Annotated in this window: 19 protein-coding genes; 10 read left to right on the plus strand and 9 right to left on the minus strand. The window is 50.4% G+C overall.

The window, feature by feature from the left end; genetic code table 11:
- Together htpG and Q8M75_RS04190 are read right to left on the minus strand one after the other, a co-directional pair.
- Positions 1 to 1,902 carry a molecular chaperone HtpG gene (htpG, locus tag Q8M75_RS04185; protein WP_305486506.1) on the minus strand — a complete coding sequence of 634 codons (1,902 nt, stop codon included), beginning with the start codon at positions 1,900 to 1,902 and terminating at the stop codon, positions 1 to 3.
- A 169-nt stretch (positions 1,903 to 2,071) separates the two neighbouring features.
- Positions 2,072 to 2,482, minus strand: a complete 411-nt coding sequence (locus tag Q8M75_RS04190; RefSeq protein ID WP_305486508.1) for a rhodanese-like domain-containing protein — start codon at positions 2,480 to 2,482, stop codon at positions 2,072 to 2,074.
- Between the two features lie 94 nt (positions 2,483 to 2,576).
- On the opposite strand from Q8M75_RS04190, the gene Q8M75_RS04195 reads away from it, so the two are divergent.
- The 9 genes from Q8M75_RS04195 to Q8M75_RS04235 all read left to right on the plus strand — a co-directional run bounded on the left by Q8M75_RS04195 (position 2,577) and on the right by Q8M75_RS04235 (position 9,698).
- Positions 2,577 to 3,170: a chalcone isomerase family protein gene (locus Q8M75_RS04195; RefSeq protein ID WP_305486510.1), complete on the plus strand. Its 594-nt coding sequence runs from the start codon at positions 2,577 to 2,579 to the stop codon at positions 3,168 to 3,170.
- Positions 3,167 to 3,715 (plus strand): DUF3833 domain-containing protein, encoded by a 549-nt coding sequence (locus Q8M75_RS04200; protein ID WP_305486512.1) that lies wholly within the window; start codon positions 3,167 to 3,169, stop codon positions 3,713 to 3,715. The genes Q8M75_RS04195 and Q8M75_RS04200 overlap by 4 nt, the downstream gene beginning before the upstream one ends.
- A 21-nt stretch (positions 3,716 to 3,736) precedes the next feature.
- Complete coding sequence (locus Q8M75_RS04205; protein ID WP_305486514.1) at positions 3,737 to 4,267, plus strand: DUF2878 domain-containing protein; 531 nt, start codon at positions 3,737 to 3,739, stop codon at positions 4,265 to 4,267.
- A 159-nt stretch (positions 4,268 to 4,426) separates the two neighbouring features.
- The gene (recA, locus tag Q8M75_RS04210) at positions 4,427 to 5,518 is read left to right on the plus strand and encodes a recombinase RecA (protein ID WP_305488161.1); all 1,092 of its coding nucleotides are present in this window, start codon (positions 4,427 to 4,429) and stop codon (positions 5,516 to 5,518) included.
- Entirely contained in the window at positions 5,511 to 6,065 is a 555-nt protein-coding gene (locus Q8M75_RS04215; RefSeq protein ID WP_305486516.1) for a regulatory protein RecX, read from the plus strand. The genes recA and Q8M75_RS04215 overlap by 8 nt, the downstream gene beginning before the upstream one ends.
- 167 nt (positions 6,066 to 6,232) lie before the next feature.
- On the plus strand, positions 6,233 to 7,402 hold the full coding sequence (gene sucC / locus Q8M75_RS04220; protein WP_305486518.1) for an ADP-forming succinate--CoA ligase subunit beta: 1,170 nt from the start codon (positions 6,233 to 6,235) through the stop codon (positions 7,400 to 7,402).
- Between the two features lie 14 nt (positions 7,403 to 7,416).
- Positions 7,417 to 8,310: a succinate--CoA ligase subunit alpha gene (gene sucD, locus Q8M75_RS04225; protein WP_305486520.1), complete on the plus strand. Its 894-nt coding sequence runs from the start codon at positions 7,417 to 7,419 to the stop codon at positions 8,308 to 8,310.
- Between the two features lie 76 nt (positions 8,311 to 8,386).
- Positions 8,387 to 9,073 (plus strand): TerC family protein, encoded by a 687-nt coding sequence (locus Q8M75_RS04230; protein WP_305486522.1) that lies wholly within the window; start codon positions 8,387 to 8,389, stop codon positions 9,071 to 9,073.
- Positions 9,074 to 9,185: 112 nt separating this feature from the next.
- Positions 9,186 to 9,698 carry a pilin gene (locus Q8M75_RS04235; protein ID WP_305486524.1) on the plus strand — a complete coding sequence of 171 codons (513 nt, stop codon included), beginning with the start codon at positions 9,186 to 9,188 and terminating at the stop codon, positions 9,696 to 9,698.
- A gap of 87 nt (positions 9,699 to 9,785) precedes the next feature.
- Here the strand turns inward: Q8M75_RS04235 and Q8M75_RS04240 are convergent, their stop codons facing one another.
- Entirely contained in the window at positions 9,786 to 9,929 is a 144-nt protein-coding gene (locus Q8M75_RS04240; protein ID WP_305486526.1) for a hypothetical protein, read from the minus strand.
- Positions 9,930 to 10,024: 95 nt separating this feature from the next.
- Positions 10,025 to 10,504: a cyclic pyranopterin monophosphate synthase MoaC gene (gene moaC / locus Q8M75_RS04245; protein WP_305486528.1), complete on the minus strand. Its 480-nt coding sequence runs from the start codon at positions 10,502 to 10,504 to the stop codon at positions 10,025 to 10,027.
- Between the two features lie 56 nt (positions 10,505 to 10,560).
- Between moaC and Q8M75_RS04250 the strand changes: the two genes are divergently transcribed.
- Positions 10,561 to 12,255, plus strand: coding sequence for a M48 family metalloprotease (locus Q8M75_RS04250; RefSeq protein ID WP_305486530.1), 1,695 nt, complete (start codon positions 10,561 to 10,563; stop codon positions 12,253 to 12,255).
- A gap of 15 nt (positions 12,256 to 12,270) precedes the next feature.
- Here Q8M75_RS04250 and Q8M75_RS04255 read toward each other — a convergent pair whose 3' ends face one another.
- The 5 genes from Q8M75_RS04255 to Q8M75_RS04275 are packed head-to-tail and all read right to left on the minus strand — an operon-like array spanning position 12,271 to position 15,590.
- Positions 12,271 to 12,894 carry a DUF2946 family protein gene (locus Q8M75_RS04255; protein ID WP_305486532.1) on the minus strand — a complete coding sequence of 208 codons (624 nt, stop codon included), beginning with the start codon at positions 12,892 to 12,894 and terminating at the stop codon, positions 12,271 to 12,273.
- Between the two features lie 5 nt (positions 12,895 to 12,899).
- Positions 12,900 to 13,334, minus strand: a complete 435-nt coding sequence (locus Q8M75_RS04260) for a nuclear transport factor 2 family protein (RefSeq protein WP_305486534.1) — start codon at positions 13,332 to 13,334, stop codon at positions 12,900 to 12,902.
- Positions 13,335 to 13,379: 45 nt separating this feature from the next.
- Positions 13,380 to 14,396 (minus strand): lipopolysaccharide heptosyltransferase II, encoded by a 1,017-nt coding sequence (gene waaF / locus Q8M75_RS04265; protein ID WP_305486536.1) that lies wholly within the window; start codon positions 14,394 to 14,396, stop codon positions 13,380 to 13,382.
- A 43-nt stretch (positions 14,397 to 14,439) separates the two neighbouring features.
- Complete coding sequence (locus tag Q8M75_RS04270) at positions 14,440 to 14,643, minus strand: zinc-finger domain-containing protein (protein ID WP_305486538.1); 204 nt, start codon at positions 14,641 to 14,643, stop codon at positions 14,440 to 14,442.
- 23 nt (positions 14,644 to 14,666) lie between these two features.
- On the minus strand, positions 14,667 to 15,590 hold the full coding sequence (locus Q8M75_RS04275) for a branched-chain amino acid transaminase (RefSeq protein ID WP_305486540.1): 924 nt from the start codon (positions 15,588 to 15,590) through the stop codon (positions 14,667 to 14,669).
- Positions 15,591 to 15,627 lie beyond the last annotated feature (37 nt).

Genomic DNA, 15,627 nt, shown 5'->3' on the forward strand with positions numbered 1-15,627 from the left:
TTAGCCTAATAACATTTTATTCATGCGTTTTACAAAACTGGCGGGATCGCTTAAGTGTCCGCCCTCCGCAAGCAAGGCTTGATCAAACAGCAAATTAGCCCACTCGTCAAATGCAGCGTCATCGTACTTGAGTTTTAAAACCAAGGGATGTTCGGGGTTGATTTCTAAAATGGGCTTGGTGCTGGGCGCCTCTTGCCCGGCCGCTTTGAGCATGCGCAAGAGATTGCCCGAGAGTTCGTTTTCATCGGCCACCAGGCAGGCTGGCGAGTCTGTTAAGCGAAAGGTCACCCGTACATCTTTTGCTTTTTCGCTTAAAGCCGTTTTCATTTTCTCGAGCAAGTCCTTAAATTCTTTCTCGGTGGACTCTTGCTCCTTCTTTTCTGCTTCGTCGGCAAGCTGACCTAAATCCAGTCCTCCCTTGGCAACCGAGGTTAGTTTTTTACCCTCAAACTCAGGCATAAACGACAGCATCCACTCATCTACTCGGTCTGAGAGTAACAAGACTTCGACGCCTTTTTTGCGGAAGATTTCCAGGTGCGGACTGTTTTTGGCGGCATTGAACGTTTCGCCAGTAACGTAAAAAATGGCGTCTTGACCTTCTTTCATGCGTCCGATGTAATCAGGCAGCGACGTTGTTTGCTCGGCAGTGTCGGTATGGGTGCTGGCAAAGCGTAGTAGCTTAGCTAGGCGCTCTTGATTGCTTTGGTCCTCGCCAATGCCTTCCTTCAGTACCTGGCCAAATTGAGTCCAAAAGGTGCGGTACTTTTCTTGCCTAGCAGTGTCGTCGCTATTAGCCAATTCCTCCAGCATGCTGAGTACGCGCTTAGTTGAGCTCTCACGAATGACTTTGACATCGCGTGATTCCTGCAGAATTTCACGGGAGACATTGAGTGGTAAGTCGGTCGAATCAATTACGCCGGTCACAAAACGCAGGTAGGTTGGCATCAATTGTTCGGCGTCATCCATGATGAACACCCGTTTGACATAGAGCTGGATGCCGCCCCGCTTATTGCGGTCCCATAAATCAAATGGCGCATGCGCTGGGACATAAAGGAGTTGGGTAAATTCACTGCGGCCCTCTACGCGGTTGTGCGAATAGCACAAGGGACCTTCATAGTCATGCGAGAGGTGTTTATAAAACTCGGTGTATTGCTCTTCACTGACTTCGGATTTGGAACGAGACCATAAGGCGCTTGCTTGGTTGATGGCCTCAAACTCTTCTTTGAGTACCTGCTCTTTTTTCTCCTCATCCCATTCTTCCTTGCGCATCTGAATTGGCAAGGAGATATGATCGGAGTATTTGCGAATGATGGACTTGAGCTGATAAGACGATAGGAAGTCGTCTTCACCTTCGCGCAGATGCAAGATGATAGACGTGCCGCGCTCAGGCCGGTTAATTGGCTCTACGGTAAATTCGCCAGAGCCATCCGACTCCCAGCGAACGCCATCACTGGCGGGTAGACCAGCCCTGCGGGTTTCAACGGTAATGCGATCGGCGACGATAAAGGCTGAATAGAAGCCAACGCCAAATTGGCCAATCAGCGCCGCATCTTTTTGCTGATCGCCGGAGAGTTTGGAGAAAAATTCTTTCGTCCCAGATTTGGCTATCGTGCCTAAATTACTAATGACTTCATCGCGGCTCATACCAATGCCGTTATCGGAGATAGTGAGAGTGCGGGCTGCTTTATCCAATTCAATCTGAATCGCCAAGTCCGGATTGGATTCATACCAATCGGGGTGAGTCATGGCTTCAAAGCGTAACTTGTCCGCTGCATCCGATGCGTTGGAGATCAGTTCACGCAAGAAAATTTCCTTGTTGGAATACAAGGAATGAATCATGAGTTGTAGTAATTGCTTTACTTCGGCTTGAAAGCCTAGGGTTTCTTTTTGGTCAGTGGTCATGGCGTGTCGTTGCTAAAAAAGTAAGGGGTTAGGCAGATGCGGCACACACAGCAGGCAATTAGGCAGTGTGATCCGCTTCAAATTTAAAAAGTGGGGCGGAAGCGGATTTTTCAAGGGGCTAGCCCCTTGAAACCACCATGCTGCTGAAATTTGGTGTTGCAGGGAGGGTTTACTTGGCAGCTGGTTTACTGGGCTTCTCGGCCACTGGCAGGCCTGCCTTTTTCCATGCCGAAAAGCCGCCCTCGATGTGGCAAACGCGGGGAACGCCCATGCGCACGAGAATTTCAGCGGCCAGGGCGGAGCGCCAGGCGGATCCGCAATACAACATCAGGCGCTTCCCAGAGCCCAGTTCAGGTTTGTAATAAGGGCTGTCAGGGTCAACCCAAAATTCCAGCATGCCGCGTGGCGCATGAAATGCATTAGGAATCATGCCTTCACGCTCGAGTTCGCGCACATCGCGAATATCCACAATGAGTGTGTCGGGATCATTCAGTAGTGCCATTGCTTCTGCTTGATTGAGGGTGTCGATTTTGTCCATTGCTTCTGCAATAAGCTGCTTGTAACCTAGTTTCAGTGCCATAGGGTGCTTTCCTTCGTTAATGGGTGGGGCTTCGAACTAAATGGCCGATGGGGTATTGTAAGCAGAACCCGTAAAACTTCGATATGCTTGAACGATGAACCAATTAAATGCCGTCCCGGTGTTGCCACGCATTTCAGCTTTCTTCTTTGGGGCTCTCATTTTGCTGGCCTCGCTGATTGCGAGCGCTCCTGTGCACGCCAAAGAATCGCTGGATCCGTATGTCAAGGGTTTGCAATTGCAGGGCCAGGGCCGTATGACGTTTTGGGGGTTTGATGTTTACGATGCGCGCCTCTATGTGGCTGATCAGCGTGGTCAAACCGGCTTTGCCTTAGACCTCAATTACTTGCGCTCGCTCAAGGGTTCCGATATCACCAAGCGCACCATCGACGAAATGCAGCGCCTCGGCGTTAGCGAAGCGAACCGCAGTGTATGGGGAAAAAAACTGGATGGGATTTTTCCAGATGTAGTCTCGGGTAGTTCCTTGACCGCGATTCATGTCCCCGGGCGCGGCACCGTCTTTTTGCACAACGGTAAATCGGTAGGCGAAATTGCAGGCGATGATTTTGCCAAGTCATTTTTTTCCATTTGGCTTGATCCCAAAACCGCTGCCCCGAAGTTGAGAACGGCCTTGATTGGCCAAGCATGTGCCCCTTTAATTGTTGCCCCTACGTGTGAGCCCTCCCGATGAAATCGCCATTCCGTTCCGCCTTACTCTGCTTTGTCACGCTGCTGCTCTTGGGCGGCTGCTCTGCACCCCAAGTGTCGATGTACGCCAAAGAGAAACCCACACTCGATCTCACGAGCTATTTCAATGGCACGATTGACGCTTATGGCATTTTTACCAATCGCAGCAATGAAGTGGTGAAGCGCTTTAAGGTGGTCATGAAAGCCAGCTGGGAAGTCAAGGATGGTAAGCGCGTAGGGACCTTAGATGAAGACTTTTTCTACTCGGACGGCACAACCCAAAAACGCATTTGGACCTTGACCGAAACGGCGCCGGGTGTGTTTACCGGAACCGCAGACGATGTGGTTGGCTCGGCTGCTGGCCTTATGGCCGGTAATGCATTGAACTGGAAATACACCTTAGCCTTGCCGGTGGATGGCAAGGTATACAACGTGCAATTTGACGACTGGATGTATTTGATGGATGACAAAGTCATGATCAATCGGGCACAGATGAGCAAGTTTGGCATTTACTTAGGTGAAGTTACCTTGGCCTTTTATAAGCGCTAAGCCGTACTGTTGAGTGGCGCTGTGCGTAAATTGATTAACTTTGTTTTGTTCCAGCTTGGCTGGTTTGCCTGCATTTTGGGCGCGGCCCATGGCTATGTGAGCTTGGCTGTTCTTTTTTGCCTGGCGGTGGCCGCCTTTCATCTCTGGCAATCCAGTGAGCCCATGCAGGAGGGCATGTTATTGCTCAAGATCCTGGCTTTAGGCATTTGCGCCGACACCATCTTATTGCAAACCGGTAGTCTGATTTTTGAGTCCAAAGGGCTCTTACCTAGCCTGTCACCCATTTGGATGTGGTCTTTGTGGATCATTCTGGGATGCACCCTCAATGAGTCAATGTCCTGGTTAAAGGGGCGCTTTGTCTTGGCATCCGTCCTGGGAGCGATTGCAGGTCCTTTGTCTTACCTGGCTGGGGTTAAATTAGGTGCCGCACAATGGGGCGATGAAACGCAAGCCCTTGTTTTACTTGGAATAATTTGGGCTATTGCGATGCCATTGCTATTTTGGTGGGCGGGAAAAGTGCCTAGTAATAGACCCCCTTTGTCCATCCAGTAGGCAAGAAAGCAAGCCGAAATAAACAGCGCTTGCAATAAGTACTGTTTTTATATACAGTAGATCCCAGATTGATACAGGCAGCACAACAGCAGAAAAAAGAGGTGGGTTGTACCCCCAATTTAAGGCAAAAGACAAAAAGGCGGAAAGCAAAGGATGGCAATGGACGATAAGAAAAAATCAGCATCATCGGAATTTGACGGCATGAGCGGCGATAAGCAAAAGGCCTTATCGGCGGCATTGGCGCAAATTGAAAAGCAGTTCGGCAAGGGCTCCATCATGCGCCTCGGCGATGCTGAAATTAACCAAGACATTCAAGTGGTATCGAGCGGATCTTTAGGTCTCGATATTGCCCTCGGAGTCGGCGGCCTTGCACGCGGCCGAGTAATTGAAATTTACGGTCCTGAGTCTTCAGGAAAAACCACCTTGACATTGCATGCGATTGCCGAAATGCAAAAGATTGGCGGCACCTGTGCATTTATCGACGCGGAGCATGCGCTGGATGTGCAATATGCCTCACGCCTCGGTGTAGATGTGAACAACTTATTAATTTCTCAGCCAGATACCGGCGAGCAGGCACTTGAAATTGCAGACGCCTTAGTGCGTTCGGGCTCGATCGACTTAATCGTCATTGACTCCGTAGCAGCCTTAGTTCCGCGCGCTGAAATTGAAGGCGATATGGGTGATTCCTTGCCTGGCTTGCAAGCACGTTTGATGAGCCAAGCCTTGCGTAAATTAACCGGCACCATCAAGCGCACCAATTCCATGGTGATCTTTATTAACCAGATTCGTATGAAGATTGGTGTGATGTTTGGTTCCCCAGAAACAACCACAGGTGGTAATGCATTGAAGTTCTATGCCACCATGCGTTTAGATATTCGCCGTATTGGCAGCATCAAAAAGGGCGATGAAGTGGTCGGCAATGAAACCCGTGTCAAGGTTGTTAAGAACAAGGTTTCACCGCCATTCCGCGAAGCCATTTTTGACATCATGTACGGCGCAGGAATTTCACGTGAGGGTGAAATAATCGATATGGGTGTTGAAGCCGATATCGTAGAGAAGTCCGGTTCTTGGTATAGCTATAACGGCGACCGCATTGGTCAAGGCAAAGATAACGTACGCGAATTTCTGAAAGAAAATCCTGAAATTGCGAAAGACATCGAAGCCAAGATTCGTGCCAAGCTGGGTGTGAAAGCAGGTCTTGCAATCACAGATGCAGTAGACGATACGGAGATTGAATCGGCTGATGCCTGACTCAGTAAGTCCTAAAAAACAAAGCCCGAGTCTCAAAGCTCGGGCTTTGCGCCTTTTATCGCAGCGCGAGCACAGCCGTGCCGAATTGGCAAAAAAGCTAAGCGATTACCTCAGCCTTCAAGCCAAGGTGGACCGCGCTCGGAATGCGCAGGATCGCGATCAAGAGCTGAGTCAAGCTGATACGCCAGCGCTATCGCATGAAGTGCAAATTACTGCGGTATTGGATGACTTTGAGAAGCGAGGTTGGTTATCCGATGCACGCTATGCAGAAGCCTTGGTGCGACGGCGTAGCGAGCGCTATGGGATGCGCAGAATCAAGGACGAATTGCAGCGGGCCGGGGTTGCAAGCGATTCGTCAGCGGCGCTGCTGGATGGACTCAAAAATACGGAATTTGAGCGAGCAAAAGAGCTGTTTGAGCGCAAATTTGGCGGGATTGCCGAAGATCAGAAAATCCGCGCCAGGCAGTACCGTTTTTTGGTCTCAAAAGGCTTTAACCCCGAAATCGTCGCTAAGGTCATTGGCGGGCGTCAAAAAGGGGCTGAATAGCGCCAAAAATGGCAAATGACGCACTGCAAAATGATAGACTTACACTCGTTTGCCAATAACCTAATTTTTTTAAGTTGACTGCGGTCAAATCAGCGAAATTAGGGTGAAGGGCAAAATAGGTCCTAATTAACCATTGGCTGCACCCACAGACAGATTCCGGAGCAAAGATGAAAATTCACGAGTATCAGGGTAAGGCGCTGCTGCGCCAATTTAACGTGCCAGTTCCGAACGGCATTCCGGCGCATAGCGTGGAAGAAGCAATGGATGCGGCCGCAAAACTGGGTGGTCCAGTGTGGGTGGTCAAGGCGCAAATTCATGCAGGTGGTCGCGGCAAGGGCGGCGGCGTGAAATTAGCCAAGAGCATGGATGAGGTTAAAAAATACGCCAGCGAAATTATGGGCATGCAGCTCAAAACCCATCAAACTGGACCCGAAGGACAAAAAGTCCGCCGGCTCCTGATTGAAGATGGCGCTGACATTAAGAAAGAGTATTACTTCAGTATCGTTACTGATCGTGGATCACAGAAAAACGTCATCATGGCCTCCAGCGAGGGCGGCATGGACATCGAGGAAGTGGCAGAGCACTCCCCTGAAAAAATCATTAAGGTATTTGTGGATCCCTTGGTCGGCTTAACCGACGCACAGTGCGACACTATTTCCAAGGGCATCGGCGTGCCTGAGGGTTCAGTCGCGAAGGCGCGTGATGTGTTCAAGAACTTATACAAAACATATTGGGAAACCGATGCGTCTTTAGTCGAAATCAATCCACTGATTTTGGAAGGCAATGGCAACATCAAGGCTTTGGATGCTAAGTTCAACTTTGATCCCAATGCCCTGTTCCGTCATCCCGAGATCGTGGCGTATCGCGATGAGGATGAAGAAGATCCTGCTGAAATCGAAGCGTCGAAATTTGACTTGGCCTACATCTCACTCGACGGCAATATCGGCTGTCTCGTAAACGGTGCTGGACTTGCCATGGCCACCATGGATACGATTAAGTTGTTTGGCGGACAGCCAGCTAACTTCCTCGACGTCGGTGGCGGCGCTACCGCAGAAAAAGTAACGGAAGCATTTAAGATCATGCTCAAAAATAAGAGCGTGGAAGCCATCTTGGTCAACATCTTCGGCGGCATTATGCGCTGCGATGTGATCGCTACTGGTGTGGTGACTGCCTGTAAGGCAGTGAATTTATCTGTGCCGCTGGTGGTGCGCATGAAGGGTACGAACGAAGATTTAGGCAAAAAGATTTTGGCTGAATCCGGCTTACCGATCATCAGTGCCGACTCCATGGCAGAAGCAGCAACCAAAGTGGTTGCGGCGGCTAAAAAACAGAAATAATCAAGGAAATCACCATGTCAATTTTGATTAATAAAAATACAAAAGTAATTACGCAGGGCATTACCGGTAAGACCGGACAGTTTCATACTGAGAAATGCCAAGAGTACGCAAACGGAAAAAATTGTTTCGTAGCGGGCGTTAATCCTAAAAAAGCAGGCGAGTCCATTTTTAACATTCCTATTTATGGAACAGTAAAAGAAGCTGCCCAGCAAACTGGTGCAACCACATCGGTTATTTATGTGCCTCCTCCTGGTGCTGCAGCTGCAATTTGGGAAGCCGTTGAAGCCGACTTGGATTTTGTGATTTGTATTACCGAAGGCATTCCTGTGCGCGATATGCTGGAAGTGCGCAACAAGATGGCACAAAAAGAAGCCAAGGGCGGCAAGAAAACTTTACTGCTCGGCCCTAATTGCCCTGGCATCATCACTCCTGATGAAATCAAGATCGGCATCATGCCAGGTCACATTCATAAAAAAGGCCGCATTGGTGTGGTCAGCCGTTCCGGCACCTTGACCTACGAAGCTGTTGGTCAATTAACCGCGATTGGTTTGGGCCAGTCAACTGCAGTCGGTATTGGCGGCGATCCAATCAATGGTCTAAAGCACATCGACATCATGCGCATGTTCAACGACGATCCTGAAACCGATGCGGTGATCATGATTGGCGAGATCGGCGGACCAGACGAGGCAGAAGCAGCCCTCTGGTGCAAAGACAATATGAAAAAACCCATCGTCGGCTTTATTGCTGGCGTAACAGCCCCTCCTGGAAAACGCATGGGCCATGCGGGTGCGTTGATTTCCGGCGGTGCGGATACAGCAGATGCCAAATTGGCAGTAATGGAAGAGTGCGGCTTTAAGGTCACGCGCAATCCATCGGAGATGGCTAATCTGTTAAAGGCAATGATTTAGTTTTAGGCAGTTGTTTTACCCGTAGTAGTTGTTCAACACACAATAATTATTAGAGGATGACATGGAATTTCTTGCAATGTTAGATTGGTCTGTCGTATTGCAGATCATTTTGATTGATATTTTGCTGGGCGGCGACAATGCGGTGATCATTGCATTGGCCTGCCGTAACTTACACCCCAACCAACGTCGCGCTGGTATTTTATGGGGCACAGCCGGTGCGATTGGTTTGCGTATTGTCCTAACGATATTTGCAGTGACGCTCTTGCAAATTCCGTATCTGAAGGTGGTGGGCGCTTTACTGCTGCTGTGGATTGGTTACAAGTTATTGGCAGATGCCGGCGGTCACGACGAAAATGACTTAGAGGCACCAGATAAGTTATTTGCAGCGGTAAAAACCATCATCGTTGCTGACTTAGTCATGAGTCTTGATAACGTCTTGGCGATTGCAGGTGCCGCTGGGCAGGTAGACGACCAGGCGCATCAATTTGGCTACATCGTCTTTGGCTTAATCGTTTCGGTACCTATCATTATTGCTGGTAGCCGCCTCGTGTTATTCCTGATCGATCGTTTCCCTATCATTGTGACAGCGGGCGCTGGATTGCTCGGCTGGATTGCCGGTGGAATGCTGTTGACGGACCCAGGCATGATCAAGCACTTCGGCGAGGGTATTCAGGAATACGGCTTAATTTCCGGCATTATTGGCGCGCTGGGCGTCATGATTGTTGGCGAGCTTGCGAAGCGTAGAGGCAAAAAGGCCCATTAAGAAGCAGTAAAGTCGTACACTAAAATCAGAGCAATCTGATTTGGTCAGTCCCCTAGTCAGTGGGCTCTTTGTTAGATCATCGAGTTCCATTCACTAGGGGATTTTTATTGATATGACACTACACAACGAGAACACTATCAGCAATACAGAAAAAAATGGCTTCACCCTGATCGAGGTCATGGTCGTTGTTGCCATCATTGGGATTTTGGTTGCCGTCGCAGTTCCGCAGTACCAAGATTACATTGCGCGTAGTCGAGTGATTGAGGGCATGAATTTGTCTTCCAGCGCTAAGCTCGCCGTAACGGAAGCATTTGCTAGTCGGGGCGTAGCACCGATGAATGAGGCAACCCAAGGGGCTTTTAGTTTTGCGCCAACCCGCAGTGTCAAAGACATTGAGATTTTGCAGTCCGGCGCAATTGCGATTGATTTTCAGGGAACGGTTGCGCAAGAAGGTAGCAATAGCTTGGTTCTGATTCCAACCAATTATCCGGATGCTGTCATGCCGGCACCACTCGATCTATCGAAACCAGAAGGCGCAACGTGGTCAGGGGGTTGGTCATGCCGCTCGGCGATGAGTAATCTACCTCAGCCCTTATTGCCATCCGAATGCCGTACTTCGAAGTAATTTAGTTTGGACTGGCGGCTTATCCCCAAAAAGGATGGGTCGTCACTTACCAATACTCACCATATTCAGAATACTCACAATCCTTAATTACTTGCGGCGCTTCTTCCAGGAATAATCGATTCCGTCGGGGCACTTTCCATCTGTAACCCCAGTAGCTCCAAATACACCCACTACCTCTTTGCCATCAAACTGAATGGTGACAAACTCACCCAATTCTTTGGCAAATGCCATGGCTTCGTCTAATGACTGGAATTCGTGTGTATCGAGATTGTGTTTAACAACAACCAATGCAGACCTTTGTTGAAGTTAGCGACTTTATGAAAAGACTACTTCGCCGCTACCCAAGTGCCGCTCTTGCCGCCACTCTTCTCCAAGAGCTTCACATCACCCATCACCATGCCACGGTCAACTGCTTTGCACATGTCATAGATTGTGAGGAGGGCGACTTGGACAGCGGTGAGGGCTTCCATTTCAACGCCGGTAGGGCCAGTCGTTTCCGCCTGGACTTGGCAGCGAATACTATGACTTGCTCGGTCTAGCTCAAATTGCAGGCTGACGTGGCTGAGGGCCAGTGGATGGCACAAGGGAATCAAGTCGGAGGTCTTCTTGGACGCCTGAATCCCGGCGATCCGGGCGATGCCTAAAACATCCCCCTTTTTGTGGTTACCTGCCTCCACCAAGTCAAAGGTGGCTGGCAACATCGAAATGCTGCCTGTAGCAATGGCTATCCGGTGGGTATTGGGCTTATCGCCAACATTGACCATGTGGGCCTGGCCTGAGGAATCAAAATGAGTCAGTGGGTTCATGAAATAGGTTTTACCATAGAGGGATGGGGATCGTAAAACCAGCTTATATTAAGTGGATGCAAAAACCGGTGCTATTGGGCATTGGGCGGAAATGCTTGGCCCTGCAATTGATTTTTGCCATGGGCTTTGCGGGTGCCCAAACACCCCTACCCAAAGCGCCGGCCTCCGAGGTGGTGGTTGAAGGCAATTCCGCGGCACTGCAAAATCTGGGGCGTGCGGTTCAGTCGCAAGAGGCGCAGTCTCCATTTCTGCCGAATAAAAATGCACTACGTACGCAGCCTAATTTAGTCCTGCCCGATATGGGCGATCCGGGTGGTGATGCTTTAAGTCCGGTAGATGAGCGCCGGATTGGTGAACGCATCATGCGGGAAATTCGTGCTGATCCGGATTACTCCAATGATTTGCCAATCTATGATTTTCTAAATCAAATGGATCGCCGCTTACTGCAGGCAGCAAAGCGCTTGCAGTTGGGCGGGGCTAATGCCTTAGGTAGTGCCCAATATAACTTTGAAGTCTTTGCAGTCAAAGAGCCGAGCATTAATGCGTTTGCTTTGCCTGGTGGCTTTATTGGATTTCATACGGGGCTTTTGGTTGCTGCGGAAACGGAGTCCGAGGTTGCTTCAGTCATGGGCCATGAAATCGGCCACGTATTGCAGCGGCATATTGCACGTTCGATGGACAAGCAGGCCATGAATACCATGATTGCCATCGCGGGCATGGTGTTGGGCGCTTTAGCGGCCTCCAGTAACCCATCCGCAGCGGTGGGTTTAATGCGTGGTGGGCAGGCTCTATCGGTTCAGAATCAATTGGCCTACTCACGCGATGCGGAGCGGGAAGCGGATCGCATTGGCTTTTTGATTTTGGAGGGCAGTGGTTATGACGTCAACGGCATGCCTGCTTTCTTTCAGCGCTTACAAAAAGCCAGCAGCATCATGGATAGTGGCGTGCCGGCTTACGTTCGAACACACCCCCTCACCATTGATCGTATTGCTGACATGCAAGATCGGGTACGCATGGTTAATGCGAAGACCGTTCCCAGTTCATTGGAGTTTTATTTAATCAAAGCGCGTGCTCGCCTCGATCAACAAAAAGGCTCCAGTGGCTTGTTTGATGCCCGCAATATTTTTGAGAGTTTCAGTAAGCAAGCTTCTCCCATCAAACAGATGGAGGGATTCTATGGACTTGCTTTGGTTGCGCAGCGCCAAGGTAAGGTGGATATTGCTGAAGGCTATTTGCAAAAAACCCGGCAGCTGATGCAGGCCGCAGCAGCCCCAGGCTCACCTTTAATGCGCCAAAGTGTATCGCTGGATACCACCGCATCTGAATTGGCTTTAGCTAAAGGTAAGTCGCAAGAGGCACTTCAAATTGCACACGCGACATTGCGCGCCTACCCAGAATCATTTGCCGCAGCAGTAGCCATGATTCAGGCGGAGCTCAAGCTGGGCAAAACGGATGAGGCTATTACCTGGCTGAGAGGCCGGACCAAACAACAGCCCAACGAAACCATTTGGTGGACATTGTTAGCAGATGCATATAACCAGAGTAATAACGTAGCCTTACGGCATTACGCCATGGGGGAAAAATTTGCACTCACCGGTGCTTGGCCTTCTGCAATTGAGCAGCTGCGGATTGCACGGGCGGCTGGCGGCAACAACTATTACCAGGGCTCAACGATTGATGCGCGCCTTCGGGAGTTTCAGAAAATGTATCTAGAAGAGCAGCGCGAGGACGCTAAAAGCAGAGGCGGTTAAGTCCACATCAAGTGCTTATGGCTGAGGGCGAGCTTGAAACTGAAAGCGACTTTCCACTTCAGCAGTGGTAATGGGTTCCAGTGTTAAATCATGGCCATGCCATCGCCAGATTCCCTCCAGTGCGCATGCGGTGTTGCCAAGCGAGGTTAGTCCCGAGAACAGTTCGATGTCATGGTCATGCAACAACGCAATGCTGAGGCGTTCTATTTCATTGAATTTATTTGACACATTCCCAGTACAAATGGTTTGGGTGAGCCTTCCCTCAATCAAAATATGACCCGCCTCATCCAGGAAGGCCGCAGTGGGTGCGAGTAGGCTTTCACATTGCGTCTGAAATTGCCAAGGATGTTCTGTATTGCCGGTGGGCATCATGCGCACTATCCAGGGCGTTGCATCAAGATTAACGTAGACGCGCTGCGGCCCATTCTGAAAAAAATACCGCCCCTGGGCATCGCTGGCGTAATTGCGGGCAATAAAGGCATTGAGTGCTGCATGCTTAATCACGTCACCTGGCAGGCCATGGGCTTGAGCGTAGTCGTCGCGCATGCGCCAAGCGCCGCGCCGATCAAGCGCAAGCCAGCCAAAACAGTGCGGCACACTGGGCCATTTAATTAAAGACTGTGTGACGCCTTCATCCATTGTGTTTAATGCAGGCCGTGCTGGGTGATGGGCGCGCTTGAGCTGACATCGGCGGAATGGCTGGCATGCAAGTGGGCGATACGCCACCCTTGGCTGTCTTGCAACACAACCAAGGTGATATTTAAAAAGAAAGCTGACTCCACTTGATCTGCGCGTAAATGGACTGCTTCCGTCGTGTCATAGATTGCGGTGCCTAAGCTGGAATGCGAGATGCAGGCAATCGGCTCTAGAAATAGGGCTTGATTGGCGAGCAAGCGCTCTAGCCCACCCCGAATCTCTGCATGACCACTCAAGCGTTGGCCTTCAGGCAGTACGCAGGTAATCGAGTCATCGTCTAGCCACAATGCTAGGGCGGCGGTAACGTCGCGCCGCTTGAGCGCCTCTCGCCAGGCATCGACTACTTCATCGGCATTATGAAAGAGTCTGGCAAGGTTTGGCATGACTAAATTCCTTTGCGATTAAGAAGTAAAGCAGTGCGATCGGGCTTACTGAAGTGCAGCAAAGACGCGTTCAGGACTAATCTGATTGAGGCAGTTTAAATGACCAAGCGGGCACTTGCGTTGATGGCAAGGGCTACACGGCAAATGCAATGAGATGACAGTGGCTTTTGCAGAATTGGGTGGGGTATGGTTCGGATCGCTAGAGCCAAATATTGCTACCTGCAGAACATGCAGTGCTGCAGCAATGTGCATCAAACCGGAATCATTACTCACCACCTTACTGCACAGACCAATGATGGCGATGGCCTCATCCAGCGATGTGGTTCCGCACCAGTTGAACATGCGGCCCTGAGAAGCTGCCGAAGTAACAATGGCATCACCGATTGCACGGTCCGATGGGCTACCTAATAAAACGACCGAAGCGTTGGGGTTTGCTTTCAAGATGGATTGCGCCAGCGCTGCAAAATGGGCGGCAGGCCAGCGTTTACTGGGACCGTATTCTGCGCCGGGGCAGAGCACAACGAGTGAATCCGTTTGAATGCCGGCCGCCTGCAGTCGAGTACGCACTGACTCAAGTGCAGATGCCCTTGGCATTAAGTGCGGCACAGGAACGGTTGCATTGCGATTGCTTGATGATTCGCACAAGCTGGCGTAATGCTCCACCATGGGAATGCGCTGCGTTTTGGGCGAATTGGCTTTGGTCTCGGTTAGCAAGAAACGGCGCAGTTCACCTTGATAGCCAACGCGTTCAGGAATGTTAGCCAGCCAAGGAATGAGGGCGGACTTCAGGCTGTTTGGTAGAACATAGCATCTCGCGTAGTTACGCTTTTTAATCTGAGCGGCAAGTGCGCGCCGCATGCCCCACTGCAATTGGCCATGCCGAAGATCGGCTTCAATTAATTCACTGGCTTCGCTGCAGGCTCGGTAAACCGGCGCCACCCAAGGCGTTACTAAGACATCAATTGCTGCATGGGGATAGGAGTTTTTGATTGCCGCTAACAGGGGCTGTGACATTACGGCATCGCCAATCCAGTTTGGAGCGATGACAAGAATGCGATGCATTTGCAGATCCCCGCCTCGGTTGATGGATGCGGGGATGGGGTGATTAATGACCGTGGGGTTCCGTGCCAGGAATCAAGTGGTACTCGGTGCCGCAGTACGGACACTTTGCTTGGCCGGTGTGGGTGATGTCTAGAAAAACACGGGGGTGTAAATTCCAGCTGGGCGTATCGCTTGTTGGGCAATGCAAAGGCAAATCAGCGCCATTCACCATGACGGGTGCTTGCGCTGCAGTGTGTGCTTGACTCATGACGGATCCTTTCGTGCGCTGTCTTACTTGACTGGGGTGAGCCAATCACTGTAACGATCATTCTTACCGTAGACCGTATCAAAAAACACATCTTGAATTTGCTTGGTGATGGGACCTTTTTTGCCATCGCCAATCATGCGGTCATCGAGTTCGCGAATCGGCGTTACTTCCGCTGCAGTGCCCGTGAAGAAGGCTTCATCCGCGGTATAGACTTCGTCGCGGGTTAGGCGCTTTTCACGAACTTCAAATCCCAAGTCTTTGGCAATTTGAATAATCGAGTCACGGGTAATACCATCCAGGCACGATGCTAAATCTGGGGTGTAGACAATACCGTTGCGCACCATGAAGAGATTTTCACCAGAACCTTCGGATACATAGCCTTCGGTATCGAGGAGTAAGGCTTCGTCGTAGCCGTTGGCAGTGACTTCTTGGTTGGCCAGAATCGAATTAATGTAATAGCCTGATGCTTTTGCGCGCACCAAGGATGAGTTAACAAAGTGCCGCGTGAATGACGATGTCTTAACCCGAATGCCTTTGTTCAGGCCATCTTCACCCAAGTAGGCGCCCCAGAGCCAAGCCGCAATCACGGTATGAATCGAGTTGCCTTTGGGGGAGATGCCTAGCTTTTCTGAGCCAATGTAAATTAGGGGGCGGATGTAGCACGACTCCAATTGGTTGGCATTGACAACATCAATGATCGCTTGGCGGATTTGTGCTTCGGTATAGGGCAGCGTGATTTGGAAAATTTTGGTGCCATTGAATAAGCGCTTGACGTGCTCATTCAGACGAAAGATCCCAGTGCCTTTGGGTGTCTTGTACGCCCGAATGCCCTCAAATACACCCATGCCGTAATGCAAGCTATGCGTGAGCACATGGGTTGTTGCTTCGCGCCATGGAATGAGTTTTCCATCGGACCAAATAAAACCATCGCGGTCGGACATCGACATGTTTTCTACCTTTTGCGTTGAATTAATCGGAGCCCTT

Origin of the sequence: Polynucleobacter sp., assembly GCF_030693775.1 — a bacterium.
Classification (GTDB): Bacteria; Pseudomonadota; Gammaproteobacteria; order Burkholderiales; family Burkholderiaceae; genus Polynucleobacter.